The sequence below is a fragment of the Pseudomonas sp. B3G-3 genome (genome assembly GCF_028640915.1).
In the GTDB taxonomy this organism is placed as follows: domain Bacteria; phylum Pseudomonadota; class Gammaproteobacteria; order Pseudomonadales; family Pseudomonadaceae; genus Aquipseudomonas; species Aquipseudomonas chlororaphis_I.
In genome coordinates this window covers 164,645-180,304 of sequence record NZ_JAQZAB010000118.1, presented here as the reverse complement: position 1 = coordinate 180,304, position 15,660 = coordinate 164,645, and the positions used below count along the sequence as shown (strand labels likewise).

Annotated in this window: 16 protein-coding genes; 8 read left to right on the top strand and 8 right to left on the bottom strand. The window is 62.5% G+C overall.

Features of this window, described 5'->3' with window-relative positions; translation table 11 throughout:
- Nucleotides 1–146 precede the first annotated feature (146 nt).
- The 5 genes from PVZ80_RS23280 to fos form a co-directional block, all read right to left on the bottom strand.
- The gene (locus PVZ80_RS23280) at nt 147–1,232 is read right to left on the bottom strand and encodes a type I restriction endonuclease (protein ID WP_016702104.1); all 1,086 of its coding nucleotides are present in this window, start codon (nt 1,230–1,232) and stop codon (nt 147–149) included.
- Between the two features lie 164 nt (nt 1,233–1,396).
- Nucleotides 1,397–1,921 (bottom strand): DUF4142 domain-containing protein, encoded by a 525-nt coding sequence (locus PVZ80_RS23275; RefSeq protein ID WP_273864602.1) that lies wholly within the window; start codon nt 1,919–1,921, stop codon nt 1,397–1,399.
- Between the two features lie 139 nt (nt 1,922–2,060).
- Nucleotides 2,061–3,401, bottom strand: a complete 1,341-nt coding sequence (locus PVZ80_RS23270; RefSeq protein ID WP_103331534.1) for a sensor domain-containing protein — start codon at nt 3,399–3,401, stop codon at nt 2,061–2,063.
- A gap of 111 nt (nt 3,402–3,512) precedes the next feature.
- Nucleotides 3,513–4,151 (bottom strand): LysE family translocator, encoded by a 639-nt coding sequence (locus PVZ80_RS23265; protein WP_016702101.1) that lies wholly within the window; start codon nt 4,149–4,151, stop codon nt 3,513–3,515.
- Nucleotides 4,152–4,278: 127 nt separating this feature from the next.
- Entirely contained in the window at nt 4,279–4,695 is a 417-nt protein-coding gene (gene fos / locus PVZ80_RS23260; RefSeq protein ID WP_009047448.1) for a fosfomycin resistance glutathione transferase, read from the bottom strand.
- A gap of 136 nt (nt 4,696–4,831) precedes the next feature.
- On the opposite strand from fos, the gene PVZ80_RS23255 reads away from it, so the two are divergent.
- Nucleotides 4,832–5,071: a CopG family ribbon-helix-helix protein gene (locus PVZ80_RS23255; RefSeq protein ID WP_038581543.1), complete on the top strand. Its 240-nt coding sequence runs from the start codon at nt 4,832–4,834 to the stop codon at nt 5,069–5,071.
- Nucleotides 5,061–5,360: a type II toxin-antitoxin system RelE/ParE family toxin gene (locus PVZ80_RS23250; RefSeq protein WP_038581545.1), complete on the top strand. Its 300-nt coding sequence runs from the start codon at nt 5,061–5,063 to the stop codon at nt 5,358–5,360. The genes PVZ80_RS23255 and PVZ80_RS23250 overlap by 11 nt, the downstream gene beginning before the upstream one ends.
- Nucleotides 5,361–5,433: 73 nt before the next feature.
- Here the strand turns inward: PVZ80_RS23250 and yiaY are convergent, their stop codons facing one another.
- Nucleotides 5,434–6,582 (bottom strand): L-threonine dehydrogenase, encoded by a 1,149-nt coding sequence (gene yiaY / locus PVZ80_RS23245; protein ID WP_009047446.1) that lies wholly within the window; start codon nt 6,580–6,582, stop codon nt 5,434–5,436.
- A gap of 157 nt (nt 6,583–6,739) precedes the next feature.
- Between yiaY and PVZ80_RS23240 the strand changes: the two genes are divergently transcribed.
- Entirely contained in the window at nt 6,740–7,759 is a 1,020-nt protein-coding gene (locus PVZ80_RS23240) for a DUF4917 family protein (protein WP_103331536.1), read from the top strand.
- A gap of 322 nt (nt 7,760–8,081) precedes the next feature.
- Here PVZ80_RS23240 and PVZ80_RS23235 read toward each other — a convergent pair whose 3' ends face one another.
- Complete coding sequence (locus PVZ80_RS23235) at nt 8,082–8,624, bottom strand: helix-turn-helix domain-containing protein (protein WP_007922237.1); 543 nt, start codon at nt 8,622–8,624, stop codon at nt 8,082–8,084.
- Between the two features lie 159 nt (nt 8,625–8,783).
- On the opposite strand from PVZ80_RS23235, the gene PVZ80_RS23230 reads away from it, so the two are divergent.
- Together PVZ80_RS23230 and PVZ80_RS23225 are read left to right on the top strand one after the other, a co-directional pair.
- Nucleotides 8,784–9,566, top strand: coding sequence for an aldolase (locus PVZ80_RS23230; protein WP_023968112.1), 783 nt, complete (start codon nt 8,784–8,786; stop codon nt 9,564–9,566).
- 30 nt (nt 9,567–9,596) lie between these two features.
- Nucleotides 9,597–10,484 (top strand): dihydrodipicolinate synthase family protein, encoded by an 888-nt coding sequence (locus PVZ80_RS23225; RefSeq protein WP_273864601.1) that lies wholly within the window; start codon nt 9,597–9,599, stop codon nt 10,482–10,484.
- A gap of 239 nt (nt 10,485–10,723) precedes the next feature.
- On the opposite strand, the gene PVZ80_RS23220 is transcribed toward PVZ80_RS23225, so the two are convergent.
- The gene (locus PVZ80_RS23220; protein WP_009047442.1) at nt 10,724–11,059 is read right to left on the bottom strand and encodes a YegP family protein; all 336 of its coding nucleotides are present in this window, start codon (nt 11,057–11,059) and stop codon (nt 10,724–10,726) included.
- A 215-nt stretch (nt 11,060–11,274) separates the two neighbouring features.
- Between PVZ80_RS23220 and PVZ80_RS23215 the strand changes: the two genes are divergently transcribed.
- From PVZ80_RS23215 to PVZ80_RS23205, 3 genes are all read left to right on the top strand, one after another.
- Entirely contained in the window at nt 11,275–11,814 is a 540-nt protein-coding gene (locus PVZ80_RS23215; protein WP_023968109.1) for an RNA polymerase sigma factor, read from the top strand.
- A complete protein-coding gene (locus tag PVZ80_RS23210) occupies nt 11,811–12,770 on the top strand; it encodes a FecR family protein (protein ID WP_038630799.1) in 960 nt (319 codons plus the stop codon). The genes PVZ80_RS23215 and PVZ80_RS23210 overlap by 4 nt, the downstream gene beginning before the upstream one ends.
- Before the next feature lie 120 nt (nt 12,771–12,890).
- Nucleotides 12,891–15,464 carry a TonB-dependent receptor gene (locus PVZ80_RS23205; protein WP_124339682.1) on the top strand — a complete coding sequence of 858 codons (2,574 nt, stop codon included), beginning with the start codon at nt 12,891–12,893 and terminating at the stop codon, nt 15,462–15,464.
- Nucleotides 15,465–15,660: the final 196 nt, after the last annotated feature.

Here is a 15,660-nt window from a genome sequence, read left to right as displayed (position 1 = left end):
CGTTCTTGATAGGCGAAGGCAGGGAGCCAGGCCGGTAGCGCATTGGGCCTGAGAGCCCAGATCGAGGTGACACTGACGGAATGAGTCAGACAAAAAAGAACCGGCGTAGCGCGCCGGCTCTTTAACTCGTACCAAATGCAGATTTTCTAGTCGTAATACCCGACGGTTTTTTTCAGGTGATCGGAGTACTCGTAGATCTCATCGACAGAGCTGATCGGATGACGGGTTTCATTCTTTTCCTCGTCAAAAATCCCGATGTACTTCTGTGAACGGTTGAAATGCAGGCGGCAAATCGGTTTTCGGTTGTTGTCGTCGAGCAAGATACCGAAGTAGCTCTGAGTGTCCCTTTGGACGATACGCTTGGCATCGACCACAGAGCGAACCACCGCACGTACGATGTGATAGCCCTCAAGCTCCTCCAACGTCGTCAGCACCTTATCGTCCGCTGTCTCTGCATCATCGTTATCGGCACTCCCCGCTCCGGAGGAGGAGGCAACCGAAAGAGACGGCTGGATCGCGCCACTCATTGCAGACTTGAGACGATCATTGATTTGGTCATTGAGAAATTGCCCCACCGCTTTTCGAGTCAGCTCATAAAACTGCTCACGGACTTTTTGGGTAATCACTCCGTCGTACACCCGCGATGCAAAGACTTTGACGAAGTCATCGTCTGGCTTACTAACCTGAGAAGCGATGACTTTTTTGATCTGGCTAACGTACTTCAGCTCACCTGCCGCGCTGATAATCGACTCCACATCAAAAGACGACTTGGTCAGTTTGGTCAGCTCTGGTACCGAATACTCATCGATATCGAGCAGATCCAGTTCAAGGAAGGGTTTCTCATCCATTTTGTTGGGAGCATCCAGATCGGTGAAAAACTTATACACCTGGCCATTGGTAAGGATGGAAATCCGCGCGCTGGTGACATGGAAGTAACGAAACAATTGCGATGCATGATTGATATGCAACGGCTCGCCGATCTTCTTGCACTCGATGAGGATCTGAACCTCCCCATCTTTCATGATCGCGTAATCGATCTTCTCGCCCTTCTTGGTTCCTATATCGCAGACAAATTCTGGCGTCACCTCCGTCGGATCGAATACGTCATAGCCCAACACCGTGCTGATGAAGGGCATGACAAAAGCATTTTTTGTCGCTTCCTCCGTCTGAATGGCTGCTCCCTGCAGACGTACCTTGGCAGCAAGACTGGTTAACTTCTCGAAAAATTCCATGAGTGGCCTCTTACCTGTTTCGATCCGTGTTTTAGCGTGATGGCAAATCGACTACCACTTGATACTAGACACAAACCGCTACAAAGAAAGACTCCCCCACTCTAGAGAGAATGCCGGGATGGGCTGGTTCTCAAGCGGCTGGAGAAACCGCTGCAAGACAGCACTCAGCCATCCAACTGATCCAGGGCCCGCCCAGCCTTGAGGGCCTTGGCCATTTGCAGGTGGTTTTGCAGTTTCGGCAGGGTCTCTTCGGCAAAGGCCTTGAGTTCCGGTACCTCGGTGATTTCGGCCTGTTGCTGGATCTGCTCGATGGCCTCTTCGGTGGCCTTGACCTGGCTCTCGGCATAGGCGGCGTCGAAGGCTTCGCCTTCCGGGACCTCGGGGATCAGCGCCTTGGCCTTGCTGATCACTTCTTCCCTAGGCGCCACGGACAGGTCGAGCTTTTTGGCGATTTTCGCCAGGTGCTGGTTGGCGGTGGTGCGGTCGTTGATGACCACGATGGTGTAGTCCTTGACGGCCTTGGAGGACGTCTTCTGGTGGGCCAGACGACTGGCCTCGATGTCTGCCATGCCCTTGGCCGAGGCGTCATCGATAAACTCCGCGGGGGACTGGGCGAACGCCGCGCTGGCGCTCAGGCCGAGCAGCAGCGCGAGGCAGGTGCGGGACAGATGGGTGGCCATGAAGCTCATGGTGTCGGCCTCCTTTGATCAGGTGACGGCGCACGGCGCCTGCACAGAGTGAGAGTTTTCAGGCCATCGAAGGTTTGAAAAAGTTGCATCGGCCACGACGAACGGTTGGCAAAAAAAACGGCCAGCTCCGCCGCTTCCGTCAAGCGCGGGATGGGCTTCGCTGGGCGCGCTTGGCCGCGTACATCGCCTCGTCGGCGTGCTTGAACAACTGCTTTTCGTCATGGCCGTGTTCGGGGAACAGGCCGATACCGATGCTCGGCAGAATGCTCAGCTGATGGCCGTCCAGGCGCAGCGGCTCGTTGAGTGCCTGGCGAATCTTCCCGGCGACGATACCGGCATCTTCCGCGTGCTGGATACAGCCGAGCAGCACCACGAACTCATCGCCACCGATCCGCGCCACGGTGTCGCTTTCGCGCACGCAGGCCTTGAGCCGGTTGGCCACGGCCTGCAACAGCATGTCACCCACGGCGTGGCCAAGTGTGTCGTTGACCTGCTTGAACCGGTCCAGGTCGACATAGAGCAAGGCCATGCGCCCGGACTCGCGACGGGCTCGGGCCAGGGCGTTGCGCAGGCGCTCGCGTAGCAGTTCGCGGTTGGGCAACTGGGTCAGCTGGTCGTACTGGGCCATGTACTGCAGGCGCGCATGCAGCTGCTTGCGCTCGATGGCGGTGGCGAGCTGGGCGCAGACGTATTGCAGCAACTCCTTGTCCTGCTCGGTGTATCGCTCGTCGCCCGGCGCGCTCTTGACGATCAGCGCGCCGATGGTGCCCTTCTGCGAATTCAGCGGCACACCGAGCCAGCAGGGTGAATGCGGGTCGGCGCTGGCATCCGGCAGCGGCACATAATCGTCAGGGGTCAGCAGCAACGGCTGGCCACTGCGGATCACCTCGGCACACAGGCTGCCGGTCAGCGTGCCCGGCTGCTCCGGGCAACGCTCGCGGTCGTCGACGTGATAGGGAAAGCTCAGCGCCTGGCATTGCTCGTCGTACAGCGCGACGGAGAAATTCAGCGCCGGCAGCCATTCCCCGATGATCCGGTGCACGCGCCGGAACAACGCCAGCAGGTCCTCGGCGGCATGGGCCGCTTCGGAAATTGCATACAGCGCCGCCTGCCGCGACTCGGCCTGCTTGCGTTCGGTGATGTCGCGGGCCACGGCGATGCGCAGCTGGTCGACCTCGGACCAGCGCGCCGACCAGAGGATATGTGCGACCTGCCCGTCCTTGCGCAGGTAACGGTTCTCGAAGTTGGGCATGGGTTCGCCGGCCATGATCCGGTCGGCGGCCTGCAAGGTGCGCGCACGGTCCGCGGGGTGCACCAGCTCGATCATGCGCCGGCCGACCAGCTCGTCCGGCGTGTAGCCGAAAATCCGCTCGCAGGCGGCGCTGACGAAGACGAAACGGCCTTCGACATCCACCGCGCAGACGGCATCCAGCAGAAGGTCGATGAAACTGGCCAGGGGCGCGGAGTTGTTGGTTGCCATCAGGGAACGACACTGCCTGTGAAGATAAAGCGCCGAGTATCAATCCCTGGGTTCCGGCAGCGGCGCAAAGCCGCTGCTTGTCCGTGACTGTCGCAACCTTGCGAACAGCCTTTATGCCTTGTTCGCCAGCAATCCCGGAACGGCATGCAGCAAGGCGTTGATGGCAAACCCGATGAACATCACGCCGCAAAGCCGGGTGATCGCCAGTTCGTGGCGCTGATACAGGGTCCGCACCCGCCGCGCACCGACGATGCCAATCAGAATAGCGTATGCGCCGATGCCGCCGAGGAAACTGAGGAAGATCAGCCAGGGCAACATCGACCAGTTGAGCAGCTCGGCACGACTGGACAGCAGCGCGGTGAAAGTCGCCACGGCCACCGGGTACGCCTTGGGGTTGGTCAGGCCGAACAGGATGCCGTGCCAGAACGGCTGGCGCGCCGGCCCCTGGGGCTCCTGCCCGCTGCTGCGCTGGCTGCGGATTGCCCGCAGGCCGAGCCAGAACAGATAAAGGCCGCTGAGCACGCCCAGCACATCGAAGGCACTGCTGCCGATCTCCCGCGCGCCGACGATGGCGATCAGCGCGGTGCTGCACCAGACCACATCGCCCAGCAGATGCCCGCAGAGAAAGCCGGCCCCGGCCCGCCGCCCGCGCGCCGCGCCAATGCCGAAGACCGCCAGCACGCCAGGCCCTGGGGTAATGCCGTAGATAAAACCCGAGGCGAGGACAGCCAGTAACAGCGAAGAAGTCATGCCACACTCCGAAGCGCCGAAGGTGGCGCGGTTTTGATCGCAGGATTCTGCCGGCTTGTGCGCCCCCGCACCACCCCACAATGGTCGTCACAGCGACAGCCAGTCGTCTTGAAGCGGCGGCGAGCGGTCATTCGTCGGTAAAGATCGTCATCCCGGCATAGGGTTGCTGCCGACAGGCGCGCAAGCGCGAGGCCAGATCGCCGACATGGGCTTCCAGCTGGTGGCCGTCGGGGTCGAGGAAATAGAACGAGGCGCCTTCGCTGCGGTTGTCGCGCCACTCCCGCACACCGGCAGCACGCAGGCGCTGGACGAACGCCACGAAATGCCCGGCCTCGATGCTGAAGGCGTAATGGGTGTAGTCCGGCACCTCCGCCGAACGGCGCGACGAGTCCAGCGACAGGCACAACCACAGGCCCGGCAGCGACAGATAGGCGCCGCTGTCCCAACTGGCGTCCAGGCGCAGGCCCAGCAGGTCGCGGTAAAACCCCAGGCTGCGGTTCAGATCGGTAACGGCGAGGGTCAGGTGGTTGAGGCCGGTCAGCATGCAAAGTCCTTGTTAAGAGGAAGGTCCTGAATCGTCTTGAATCAAAGCAGCGTTCGCACTGGACGAATGGCTCTGGCGGCGAGCCCCGATTGGCGATGTAGTATGTTGTATTACAAACCACTACATCGAGATCACCATGTCCGTCATGTCCTTGCGCCTGCCCGATGATGTTGCCGATACCCTGGCTCACTTGGCCAAGGCGACAGGCCGCAGCAAGTCATTCCTCGCTGTGGATGCACTGAGAGAATATCTGGCCCGCGAAGCCTGGCAAATCAACGAGATCCAGAAAGCCCTGACTGAAGCAGAGGCAGGCGACTTCGCCAGCGCCGAAGAGCTGGATGGCGTACTCAACAAATGGACTGGCAATGCACGTTGAGTGGCTGCGCAGCGCCCTCAAGAACCTCGATGACGAAGCCGCCTACATTGCACAGGACAGTCCTCAGGCCGCCGCGGAATTCGTCAAAGCCATCCTGAGTAGCATTCAACACCTGAGCCGTTTTCCTGCCAGTGGTCGCGAAGGTCGCCTGCCCGGTACCCGGGAGTGGGTGGTCCCCAATCGTCCTTACCTGATCCCCTACCGCGTACGTCAGGGACGCCTGCAGATACTGCGGATTTTCCACACCCGGCGCTTGCCGCCTGCCGGTTGGCAAGACGACCGCCAATAGCTCGTGCATTGGGGCCAGCGGCGGCGCGCCCAGGACAGCAAGTCCCGAGCGCGCGGTAAAACATCTGTAGGTATCAGAACGCGCTGCGGAAGATTTCCTCGATCTGGCGCTGGTCGGCGGTGCGTGGATTGGTCAGGCCGCAGGCGTCTTTCAGGGCGTTGGCGGCCAGGATCGGGATGTCCGTCAGCTTGGCACCCAGGTCGCGCAAGCCGCTGGGGATCTCGACATCCCGGGCCAGGCTGCGAATGGCGCTGATGGCCGCCTGCGCGCCCTCCTCCGGGCTGAAGCCACGAATGTCCGCGCCCATGGCGTGGGCCACGTCGGTCAGGCGTCCGGCGCAGACCATGGCGTTGAAGCTCTGCACATGGGGCAGCAGCACCGCGTTGCACACGCCATGGGGCAAGTCGTAGAAGCCGCCCAGCTGATGCGCCATGGCATGCACGAAACCCAGCGACGCATTGTTGAAGGCCATGCCGGCGAGGAACTGGGCGTAGGCCATGTTTTCCCGGGCCGTCAGGTCGCTGCCGTCGCGTACCGCCTGGCGCAGGTTCTGGCTGATCATGGTCACGGCTTTCAGCGCGCAGGCATCGGTGATCGGGTTGGCCGCGGTGGACACATAGGCTTCGATGGCGTGGGTCAGCGCGTCCATGCCGGTGGCGGCGGTCAGGCCCTTGGGCATGGCGACCATCAGCGCAGGGTCGTTGACCGACAGCAGCGGCGTGACGTTACGGTCGACGATGGCCATTTTCACGTGGCGCTTTTCGTCGGTGATGATGCAGAAACGGGTCATTTCGCTGGCGGTGCCGGCGGTGGTGTTGATGGCGATCAGCGGCAGCTGGGGCTTGGTCGAACGGTCGACGCCTTCGTAGTCGCTGATATGCCCGCCATTGGTGGCGCACAGGGCGATGCCCTTGGCGCAGTCATGGGGCGAGCCGCCACCGAGGGAAATCACGAAGTCGCAGCCACTTTGCTGCAATTGCGCCAGGCCCTTCTCGACGTTGTCGATGCTCGGGTTGGGCTTGGCGCCGTCGAAGATCACCGAATCGATGTCCTGCATCGCCAGCTTCTCGGCAATCATCCCGGCCACCCCGGCCTTGGCCAGGCCAGCGTCGGTGACGATCAGCGCCTTGCGAAAACCGTAGTTGCGAATCGCGACCATGGCCTCGTCGAGACAATCGATACCCATGATGTTCACGGCGGGGATGAAAAAAGTGCTGCTCATGGCGCGTCCTCCAGGCTAGGGGCGGATCGACCGTGCCGATCCGGCAAATGCGCACAGGATCGACCCATCGGTCACGCGCGTTGTTGATCTGGCTCAAGGGTCGGTCGTGATAAAGTCGGCGCCCTGTACACCTTCTGCCTTGAGACGACGAACCGCGATGATGGATTTCCAGGAATTTGATACCGACCTTGAAGACTGGAACGCCTTGCGCGCCAGCACGCCGATCGCCGGCCTGCTGATCGGCAACGGCGCCAGCCGCGCGGTGTGGGAAGACTTCGCCTACGACTCGCTGTTCGAGAACGCCCGCACCGTCGAGGAAAAGCCCCTGAGCCCCTCCGAGCTGAGCGTGTTCGACGCCCTGCAGACCCGCAGTTTCGAGCTGGTGCTGGGCGCGCTGAAGACCACCAGCCGGGTCAACAAAGCCCTGGCCGTCAGCTCCGCGGCGCCGCGCAATCGCTACTACGCGATCAAGGAAGCGCTGATCAATACCGTGCACGCGGTGCACATTCCGTGGCGCCTGGTGCAGCCGGCGAGTCTTTCGCAGATCAACCAGGAACTGCGCCGCTACCGCACGGTGTTCACCAGCAATTACGACCTGCTCAACTACTGGGCGATCCAGCACGACGCCCAGGGCATCGACGACCTGTTCCAGGGCGCCGACCCGAGCTTCGACATCGGCCAGACCGCCAGCCAACAGACCCGCGTGCTGTACCTGCACGGCGGCCTGCACCTGGTGCGCAACCAGGACGGCACCGCGCGCAAGCTGGGTTCCACCGAGGGCACCCTGCTGGGCAACTTCGCCATCAACAACACCCTGAAGACCCTCGACGATGTGCCGCTGTTCGTCAGCGAAGGCCCGGTGGCGGACAAGCTCAAGACCATTCGCAGCAGCGACTACCTGTCGTTCTGCTACCAGCAGTTGCTCAACCACAGCGACGCGCTGTGCATCTTCGGCCACGACCTCGGCCCCCAGGACAGCCACCTGGTGCAGGCGATCCGCCAGTCCGGAGTGCAGACCCTGGCGATCTCGATCCTCCCGCGCAGCAAGGCCTTTATCCAGAACCAGAAGCGGCGCTACACCCAGCTGTTTGAAGGGATGGAAGTGACGCTGCGCTTCTTCGATTCGAAGAGCCATGCCCTGGGCGCGCCTGCGCTATCGGTGCCGGTCGAACGCTGAAAGCTACCCGCGATCCGTAGGAGCGAGGCTTGTCCGCGATCCAGGCACTGCGGTCTGCCCGCAAGGACGCCATCGCGAGCAAGCTTCGCTCCTACAGTTTTCATGCTGGTACGCCACCTGTAGCCGCTGCCGAGCGCAGCGAGGCTGCGAAGCGGCCGTAACATTCTTCCAGGCATACCGCGTGCTCAGGTTTTGCGAGGACTGCGTCGGAATGCCGCCCACCTCGATCGCAGCCTCGCTGCGCTCGGCAGCGGCTACGGGCCTACGGGGCAGCGGTTCGGCGCCGATGGTGTAGGAAAATCCACAATCCGCAGGAGCGGGCTCATTCCTCGCCGCTGTGCACCACCACCAGCAACTGTGCCTGCACCTCGCCCACCGAGCGCAGGCGGTGGGGTTTCTGCGCGTTGAAGTGCAGCGCATCGCCACGGTTGAGGATCACCCGCTCGTTCATGAAATCCACTTCCACCTGCCCTTCGTGGACAAACAGGAACTCCTCCCCCAGGTGTTCCTTGAAGCTCTTGTCGGTGAACTCCCTGGGCGGATAGATGATGAACGGCAGCAGGCTGCGCTCGCTGACCTGATGCGCCAGCACCGCGTAACCCGGCGCCTGGTCGTTGGCCGCCAGCGACTGGCGTTCGTCGCTGCGCACCAGGCTGTAGCTGTCGAGGCTGACCTTGTCTTCGGCGAACAGCTCCTCGACGTTCACGTTCAACGCCTTGGCCAGTTTCAACGCCGCGGCGATCGAGGGCGTGTTCAGGCCGCGTTCGACTTTCGACAGGTAACTCTTGGTCATGCCGGATTTCTCGGCCAGGGCCTCCAGCGTCACGCCAAGTTTTTTTCTCAATAATTTCAAACGGATAGACATGTAGAACGGTTAACCCATCAAGGAGGCGACGATTTGTCCTTGCCAATGACACAAAGTGTCATATAGCCTCTTTAGTGTCATTTGCTTTCACCCAACGACCTTGCGAGCAGCGGGAGCTGGCAAATCCGACGTCCATTGAAACGACCAAAGGACACCGATATGGCCAAGACATTAGCACTACCCAAAGAGCAACTGGTCAAGCAAGCCTTGACCCAGATGCAAAACACCCTGGCGGATAATACGTGGACCGACCGGCAAAAGCTGGCGCTGACGTGCCGCATCCTGTTCGAGAACGGGCATGACTCCGGCCTGGCCGGGCAGATCACCGCCCGCGGCCCGCAGCCGGGCACTTACTACACCCAGCAACTGGGCCTGGGCTTCGATGAAATCACCGCGGGCAACCTGCTGCTGGTCAACGAAGACCTGGAGGTGCTCGAAGGCCACGGCATGCCCAACCCAGCCAACCGTTTCCACAGCTGGGTGTACCGCGCCCGCCCCGACGTGAACTGCATCATCCACACGCACCCGACCCACGTCGCCGCGTTGTCGATGATCGAAGTGCCGCTGGAAATCTCCCACATGGACCTGTGCCCGCTGTATGACGACTGCGCCTTTCTCAAGGCCTGGCCGGGCGTGCCGGTGGGTAACGAAGAAGGCGAGATCATCTCCGCGGCCCTGGGCGACAAGCGCGCCATCCTGCTCTCGCACCACGGCCAGCTGTCCACCGGCGCCAGCATCGAGGAAGCCTGTGTGATCGCCCAGTTGATCGAGCGCGCCGCCAAGCTGCAATTGCTGGCCATGGCCGCCGGCACCATCAAGCCGATCCTGCCGGAGCTCGGCCGCGAGGCCCATGACTGGATCTCCAAACCCAAGCGTCACGCCGCCGCCTTCAACTACTACGCTCGGCAGAACCTCAAGCAACACGCCGATTGCCTGAACTGAAACCCCCTTATTCGCTAAAGGAGCGTCGCCATGTCGAACACCCACATTCACGGCATCATCGGCTACACCATCACCCCGTTCACCGCCAACGGTGAGCAACTGGACCTGGACACCCTCGGCCGTTCCATCGATCGCCTGATCGACAGCGGCGTGCATGCAATCGCGCCCCTGGGCAGCACCGGCGAAGGCGCCTACCTGAGCGACGCCGAGTGGGACCAGGTCGCCGAATTCAGCATCCGCCACATTGCCAAGCGCGTGCCGACCATCGTCAGCGTTTCCGACCTGACCACCGCCAAGGCCGTGCGCCGCGCGCGCTTTGCCGAGGCCAAGGGCGCCGATGCGGTGATGGTCCTGCCGACGTCCTACTGGAAGCTCAGCGAAGCCGAGATCCTCGGCCACTACCAGGCCATCGGCGCCAGCATCGGCGTGCCGATCATGCTCTACAACAACCCGGCCACCAGCGGCACCGACATGTCGGTGGAACTAATCCTGCGGATCTTCGATGCCGTGGAAAACGTGACCATGGTCAAGGAGAGCACCGGCGACATCCAGCGCATGCACAAGCTGCAACTGCTGGGCGAAGGCCAGGTGCCGTTCTACAACGGTTGCAACCCGCTGGCCCTGGAAGCCTTCGCCGCCGGCGCCAAGGGCTGGTGCACCGCCGCCGCGAACCTGATCCCGCAGCTCAACCTGGACCTGTACCAGGCGGTGCTGGACAACGACCTGGACCGCGCGCGCGAGCTGTTTTACCGCCAGTTGCCGGTGCTCGACTTCATCCTCAAGGGCGGCCTGCCGACCACCATCAAGGCCGGGTTGAACATGACCGGGCTGCAGGTCGGCGACCCGCGCCGGCCGGTGTTCCCGCTGGGTGAGGCTGGGCGTAATCAATTGCAGGCCATGTTGCACGCCGTGCGCTGATCGGGCCTTCGCTGTAGCGGCGAGCTTGCGGGCCTCATCGCCGGCAAGCCTGGCTCCTACAGAAGCCAAAGACGCCACCGACCTGTAGGAGCGAGCTTGCTCGCGATGACGCCAGCAGGAGCGCCGCACAACTTGCCCGAGATAGCGGTGCATCAGGCAAAACACCTTGCCTTAAAACGCCGCCCAACAAAAAGCCCGGCAGGTTGTCCTGCCGGGCTCTTTTGCTTCAGAGCAGAAAACTAAACGGTCTTGTCCTTGATGGTGGTGGTTGGACCGTTGGTCTTGACGCTTTCGATACCGCCGTCGCGCGCCGCCTCGGACGAATAGCGCTGGCTATTGCCGATGATCTGGTGGTTCGCCGCCTTGAGGTTGAAATAAGGCTTGCCGTCCTTGGATACTTCCTTGGCGTAGCGGGCCTCGTTGGGGCTGTTGGTCTGCACCGAAGCGATGCCGTTTTCGGCGGCGCTGCGGGAGGAATACAGCTCACTCGTCAAAATGGTTTCAGCATTGCCAGCCTTGAGAACGAAGCGGAACTGCCCGTCACTGCTTTTGCTCAATTCATACCATCCAGCCATGGTCCTGCTCCTGAGTGTCCAAAGATGCGAATGCACTTCGGAGTAAAGCTTGTCTTTGCCGGTTTACCAGCGTTTGGGGTGTGTTGCTGAGGCACGCAGCATCAGACAGGAAAAATCGCATCCGGTTCATGAAGCGAAACTCATGCAGACAAATAGCAATAATTCTCGATATCATTCGCGACCTTTCTGCCCGGCAGTACTTGCGAAGGATTTTCATGTCTCGCTTCAAGCCCGACCCCACCTCGGCGGACCCCGTCCGCGGGTTCTATGCGGACATCCTGCATTACCTGCGTAAACGCACGGACAACGCCAGCGATGCGGCGGACATGACCCAGGACGTCTTCACCCAATGGCTCGATTACCGCGACCGGGCCAAGGTCGAACAACCCCGCGCCTTTCTGTTCCAGATGGCGCGCAACCTGCTGCGCGATCACTGGCGCCGGCAGAAGGTCAGGCACAAGGTGCACCACGAACCGCATGCAACAGAACCCGAGCCGCTGGCCGACGAACACCACGAGCCACTGCCCGCGGCCCAGCGCCTGCAACGCCTGGAGCGCTTGAAGAGCGTGCTCGCCGAACTCTCGCCGCGCCGCCGCGAAGCCCTTATGCTGCACCGCTTCGAAGGCCTGAGCCAGGCGCAGATCGCCGAACGCATGGGCATCTCCCTGAGCATGGTGGAAAAACACATCGCCTTTGCCCTGCTGCACTGCAAGCAGCGCCTGGAACAGGAACACGGCAAGGAGCAAGCGCAATGACCCGCCCCCACGACACCGAGCAGCAGATCGACAGCATCGATGCCCAGGCGGCCGGCTGGTTCACCCGCAATCGCGACGATCGCAGCCAGGCCACGCGCGACGCCTTCGCGGCCTGGTCCAGCGAACCGGCCCACACCCGGGCTTATGCCGAGTTCGAGCGCTTGTGGGCCGACCTGGCCGAACTCGAACCACTGAACCGACCGACGCCGCTGCCGCTGAGCAAAAAGCCGCGCTGGCGTCCGGCCCTGGCGGTGGCCGCCGCGCTGGTCTGCGCATTGCTGGCCATCGAACTGGGTGCACCGCCGGCGATCTATTCGCAGCAGATCGCCGCGCAACGCCAGGGCATGCGCAGCTTCAACCTGCCCGACGGCAGTACCCTGTACGTCAACGCCAACACCCGTTTGCGCATCGACTTTACGGCGCAGCAACGCAACCTCTATCTGGACCAGGGCCAGCTGTACCTGGAAGTCGCCGCCGACAAGGAACGGCCGCTGTGGGTGCATGCCGGCGCGGCCCGGGTGCGGGTGGTCGGCACCGGCTTCGATGTGCGCCGCGGCGAAAAACAATTGGTGGTCAGCGTCGCCCATGGCCAGGTGGCCTTCGTTCCCGACGAACAAAAAACCGACCCGCTGCTGCTCGGTGCCCGCCAGCGTGGCATCTATGACTACGCCAGCGGCACCCTGCGGGAACAGCCCGTGAACGTCGCCGAGGTCGCCGACTGGCGCGGCGGCCACCTGGCCTTTCGCAATCGCGACCTGGCCAGCCTGGTGGACGAGTTGAACCTCTATCGCCGCCAGCCGGTGTTATTGGCCGACGGCGCCCTGGGCAACTTCAAGGTCTCGGGCAACCTCGATGTGCGGGATCCGGACGCCCTGATCAAGGCCCTGCCGGCGCTGATCCCGGTGAAAACCGTGGCCCTGGCCGACGGCCGCGTGCGCATCGAAGCCCGGCGCTGAAACTCATATGCGAATATTTTTCATTCGCATATGAGGTTTTAGTTTACTGACGCGTCTTCCTCCGGTCTGCGTTGTTTACGCACACCTTTTCTGGCCTTTGTCGCCGCTCCGGGGGATTTCATGTTTCGCGTGCCTTATCACTTGCAGCTCATCTGTTCGCGTCCGACCTTGCTCGCCGCCTGCCTGGCGTTCAGCCTGCAGGGCCAGGCGCAGATTCAGGCCGAATCGTTCGCCTTCGCCCTGCCCGCCCAGCCGCTGGCGGCCTCGCTGAGCCAGGTGGCGCAGCAGGCGAAGATCCAGTTGCTGTTCGACGAAGAGTTGCTGCGCAACGTGAAGGCCCCGGCGCTGAAGGGCGACTTCAGCCCCGAGGCGGCGATCCAGCAACTGCTGGGCGGCAGCCAGTTCAGCCTGGTCAAGGTCGACCAGACCTACGTGGTGCGCCCCGCGGAAAACAGCAGCACCCGCAGTTCGGCGTTGCAGCTGGGCGCCATGAGCGTCATCGGCAGCGGCCTGGAAGTGGACTCCGCCACGGTCGGCCGCTCGACCCTGAACCAGGCCGAGATCGATCGCCACCAGGCCACCAACATTCCCAGCCTGATCGCCACCCTGCCCGGCGTCAGCCTCGGCGGTTCGCTCAAACCCGGTGGCCAGACCATCAACATCTGGGGCCTGGGCGATGCCGAAGACGTGCCGATGAGTGTCGACGGCGCGACCAAGAGCGGCTTCGAACGCTACCAGCAGGGCTCGATCTTCATCGAGCCGGAACTGATCAAGCGCATCGAAGTGGAAAAGGGCCCGCACTCGCCCGAGACCGGCAACGGCGGTTTCGGCGGCACCGTGCACATGGAAACCAAGGACGCCCCCGACCTGCTGCAAGAAGGCCGCGACACCGGCGCCATGCTCAAGTACGGCTACAGCAGCAACAGCCATGAGCAGGCCTACACCGGCGCGGTGTACGGGCGCACCGAGGACCGGCGTTTCGATGCCCTGGCCTACTGGACCAAACGCGACGGCGATGACATGAAGCTGGCCAGCGCCCAGCCGGACCCGCGCAACGCCTACCCGATCAACCCCAAGCGCCTGCCCAACACCGCCCAGGACCTGGACGGCGAGCTGTTCAAGCTGAACATGCAACTGACCGACGAACATCGTCTGGGTTTGAGCTACATGCGCTCCAACAGTGATATCTGGGCGCCCTTCTCGGCCAAGAGCTACCCGACGCCGCCGACCCAGCGCGATATCGACAAGTACGGTTACGACGGCGCCACCCGGCGCTTCCTGGCCCAGCGCAACACCATCGACACCACCTGGCAGGCCAAGTACCAGTACACGCCGCTGGACAACCCGTGGATCGACTTCGAGGCCAAGTACTCCGACTCCAAGACCGACCAGACCGACGAACGCGGCCCGAATGCCTATGCCCAGCCCGCCTCCGGTGGCCGCAAGATCACCGTGGGTTACGAGGACAGGATCCTCTCGCTGAAAAACACCAGCCGCTTCAACACCGGCCCGCTGGAACATGCCCTGACCCAGGGCATCCAGATCCGCAAGCACGACCGCGAAGTGGACATGTGGATGCCGGGCAAGACCTACGAGGTGCCCAAGTACAACAACGGGCATTACCAGCCGGGCTTCATGCCCCATGGCAAGGTCGACAACAACGCCTTCTATATCCAGGACGCCATCACCCTGGGCAACTTCACCCTGACCCCGTCCCTGCGCTACGACCATGTGCGCAACCGCGGGCAGAAAAACGACGCGCCGGTCTACAACAGCCCCGACCCGGTGGTCGGCCACGATTACGGCGACAAGACTTACACCGGTTGGTCGCCACGGCTGTCGGCGTTCTGGACGGTCACCCCGCAATTCGCCCTGTTCGCCGACTACAGCAAGACCTGGCGCGCGCCGGTGATCGACGAGCAGTACGAAGTCCAGGCGGCCGGCACCACCCGCTCCTCCACCAGCCGCGACCTCGACCCGGAGCGCATCACCGCGTTGCGCGCCGGTAACATCACCCGCTTCTCCGACGTCCTGACCCAGGCCGACAGCCTGCAGATCCGCACCACGGTGTTTCGCAATGAGATCAAGGACGAAATCATGAAGAACCTGGGGATCGGCTGCCCCGAGCAACTGAGCGGCGGCAAGAGCATCGGCCAGGTGTGCAACCAGCCGACCATCGGGGTCTACCGCAATATCGGCGACCTGACCATCAAGGGCTTCGAAGTCGAGAGCTTCTACGATTCGACCTACCTGTTCGGCTCGCTGTCCTACTCCTGGATCACCGGCAAGCATGAAGGCGCCTACACCAACCCCTGGGGGCCGAATGTCTGGGCCCGGGACATCCCGCCACGCAAGTGGGTCGCCACCCTGGGGGTGAAAATCCCGCAGTGGGATGCGCAAGTGGGCTGGCAGGGCCAGTGGGTACGCCAGACCGACCGCGTGCCGAGCGACATCTACCCGAGCGGCCCGGCCAGCGCCGCGGGCGATTCCTACTGGGACCAGTACGAGAACGACCGCTACAACGTGCAAGGCCTGTTCGCCAACTGGAAACCGCAGCAGCCATACCTCAAGGGCACCGAGGTCAACTTCACCCTGGACAACATGTTCAACCGCGATTACCGCCCGCCCCTGAGCGGCGAAAACGCCTCCAGCCTGGGGCGTAACGCCAAGATCAGCGTGACGCGGTTCTTCTGAAGCAGCGTTGCCTGATCGATCGCCATCGCGAGCAAGCTCGCTCCTACAAAGGAACGCCTATCCCTGTACGAGCGAGCTTGCTCGCGATGGCAGTACGTCAGACACACCGCGTTGCCCGCATCGCCGGCAAGCCTGGCTCCTACACAAGCCAAGATCGCCACGGACCTGTAGGAGCGAGGCTTGCCCGCGATGACAT

What these genes read in the sequence shown, in the direction of transcription:
- fos (WP_009047448.1), bottom strand. Translation starts at nt 4,695, where the DNA reads ATGCTGACCGGCCTCAACCACCTGACCCTCGCCGTTACCGATCTGAAC.
- PVZ80_RS23205 (WP_124339682.1), top strand. Translation starts at nt 12,891, where the DNA reads ATGTTTCGCGTGCCTTATCACTTGCAGCTCATCTGTTCGCGTCCGACC.
- PVZ80_RS23270 (WP_103331534.1), bottom strand. Translation starts at nt 3,401, where the DNA reads ATGGCAACCAACAACTCCGCGCCCCTGGCCAGTTTCATCGACCTTCTG.
- PVZ80_RS23265 (WP_016702101.1), bottom strand. Translation starts at nt 4,151, where the DNA reads ATGACTTCTTCGCTGTTACTGGCTGTCCTCGCCTCGGGTTTTATCTAC.
- PVZ80_RS23210 (WP_038630799.1), top strand. Translation starts at nt 11,811, where the DNA reads ATGACCCGCCCCCACGACACCGAGCAGCAGATCGACAGCATCGATGCC.
- PVZ80_RS23280 (WP_016702104.1), bottom strand. Translation starts at nt 1,232, where the DNA reads ATGGAATTTTTCGAGAAGTTAACCAGTCTTGCTGCCAAGGTACGTCTG.
- PVZ80_RS23275 (WP_273864602.1), bottom strand. Translation starts at nt 1,921, where the DNA reads ATGAGCTTCATGGCCACCCATCTGTCCCGCACCTGCCTCGCGCTGCTG.
- PVZ80_RS23225 (WP_273864601.1), top strand. Translation starts at nt 9,597, where the DNA reads ATGTCGAACACCCACATTCACGGCATCATCGGCTACACCATCACCCCG.
- PVZ80_RS23255 (WP_038581543.1), top strand. Translation starts at nt 4,832, where the DNA reads ATGTCCGTCATGTCCTTGCGCCTGCCCGATGATGTTGCCGATACCCTG.
- PVZ80_RS23235 (WP_007922237.1), bottom strand. Translation starts at nt 8,624, where the DNA reads ATGTCTATCCGTTTGAAATTATTGAGAAAAAAACTTGGCGTGACGCTG.
- PVZ80_RS23240 (WP_103331536.1), top strand. Translation starts at nt 6,740, where the DNA reads ATGATGGATTTCCAGGAATTTGATACCGACCTTGAAGACTGGAACGCC.
- yiaY (WP_009047446.1), bottom strand. Translation starts at nt 6,582, where the DNA reads ATGAGCAGCACTTTTTTCATCCCCGCCGTGAACATCATGGGTATCGAT.
- PVZ80_RS23230 (WP_023968112.1), top strand. Translation starts at nt 8,784, where the DNA reads ATGGCCAAGACATTAGCACTACCCAAAGAGCAACTGGTCAAGCAAGCC.
- PVZ80_RS23215 (WP_023968109.1), top strand. Translation starts at nt 11,275, where the DNA reads ATGTCTCGCTTCAAGCCCGACCCCACCTCGGCGGACCCCGTCCGCGGG.
- PVZ80_RS23220 (WP_009047442.1), bottom strand. Translation starts at nt 11,059, where the DNA reads ATGGCTGGATGGTATGAATTGAGCAAAAGCAGTGACGGGCAGTTCCGC.
- PVZ80_RS23250 (WP_038581545.1), top strand. Translation starts at nt 5,061, where the DNA reads ATGCACGTTGAGTGGCTGCGCAGCGCCCTCAAGAACCTCGATGACGAA.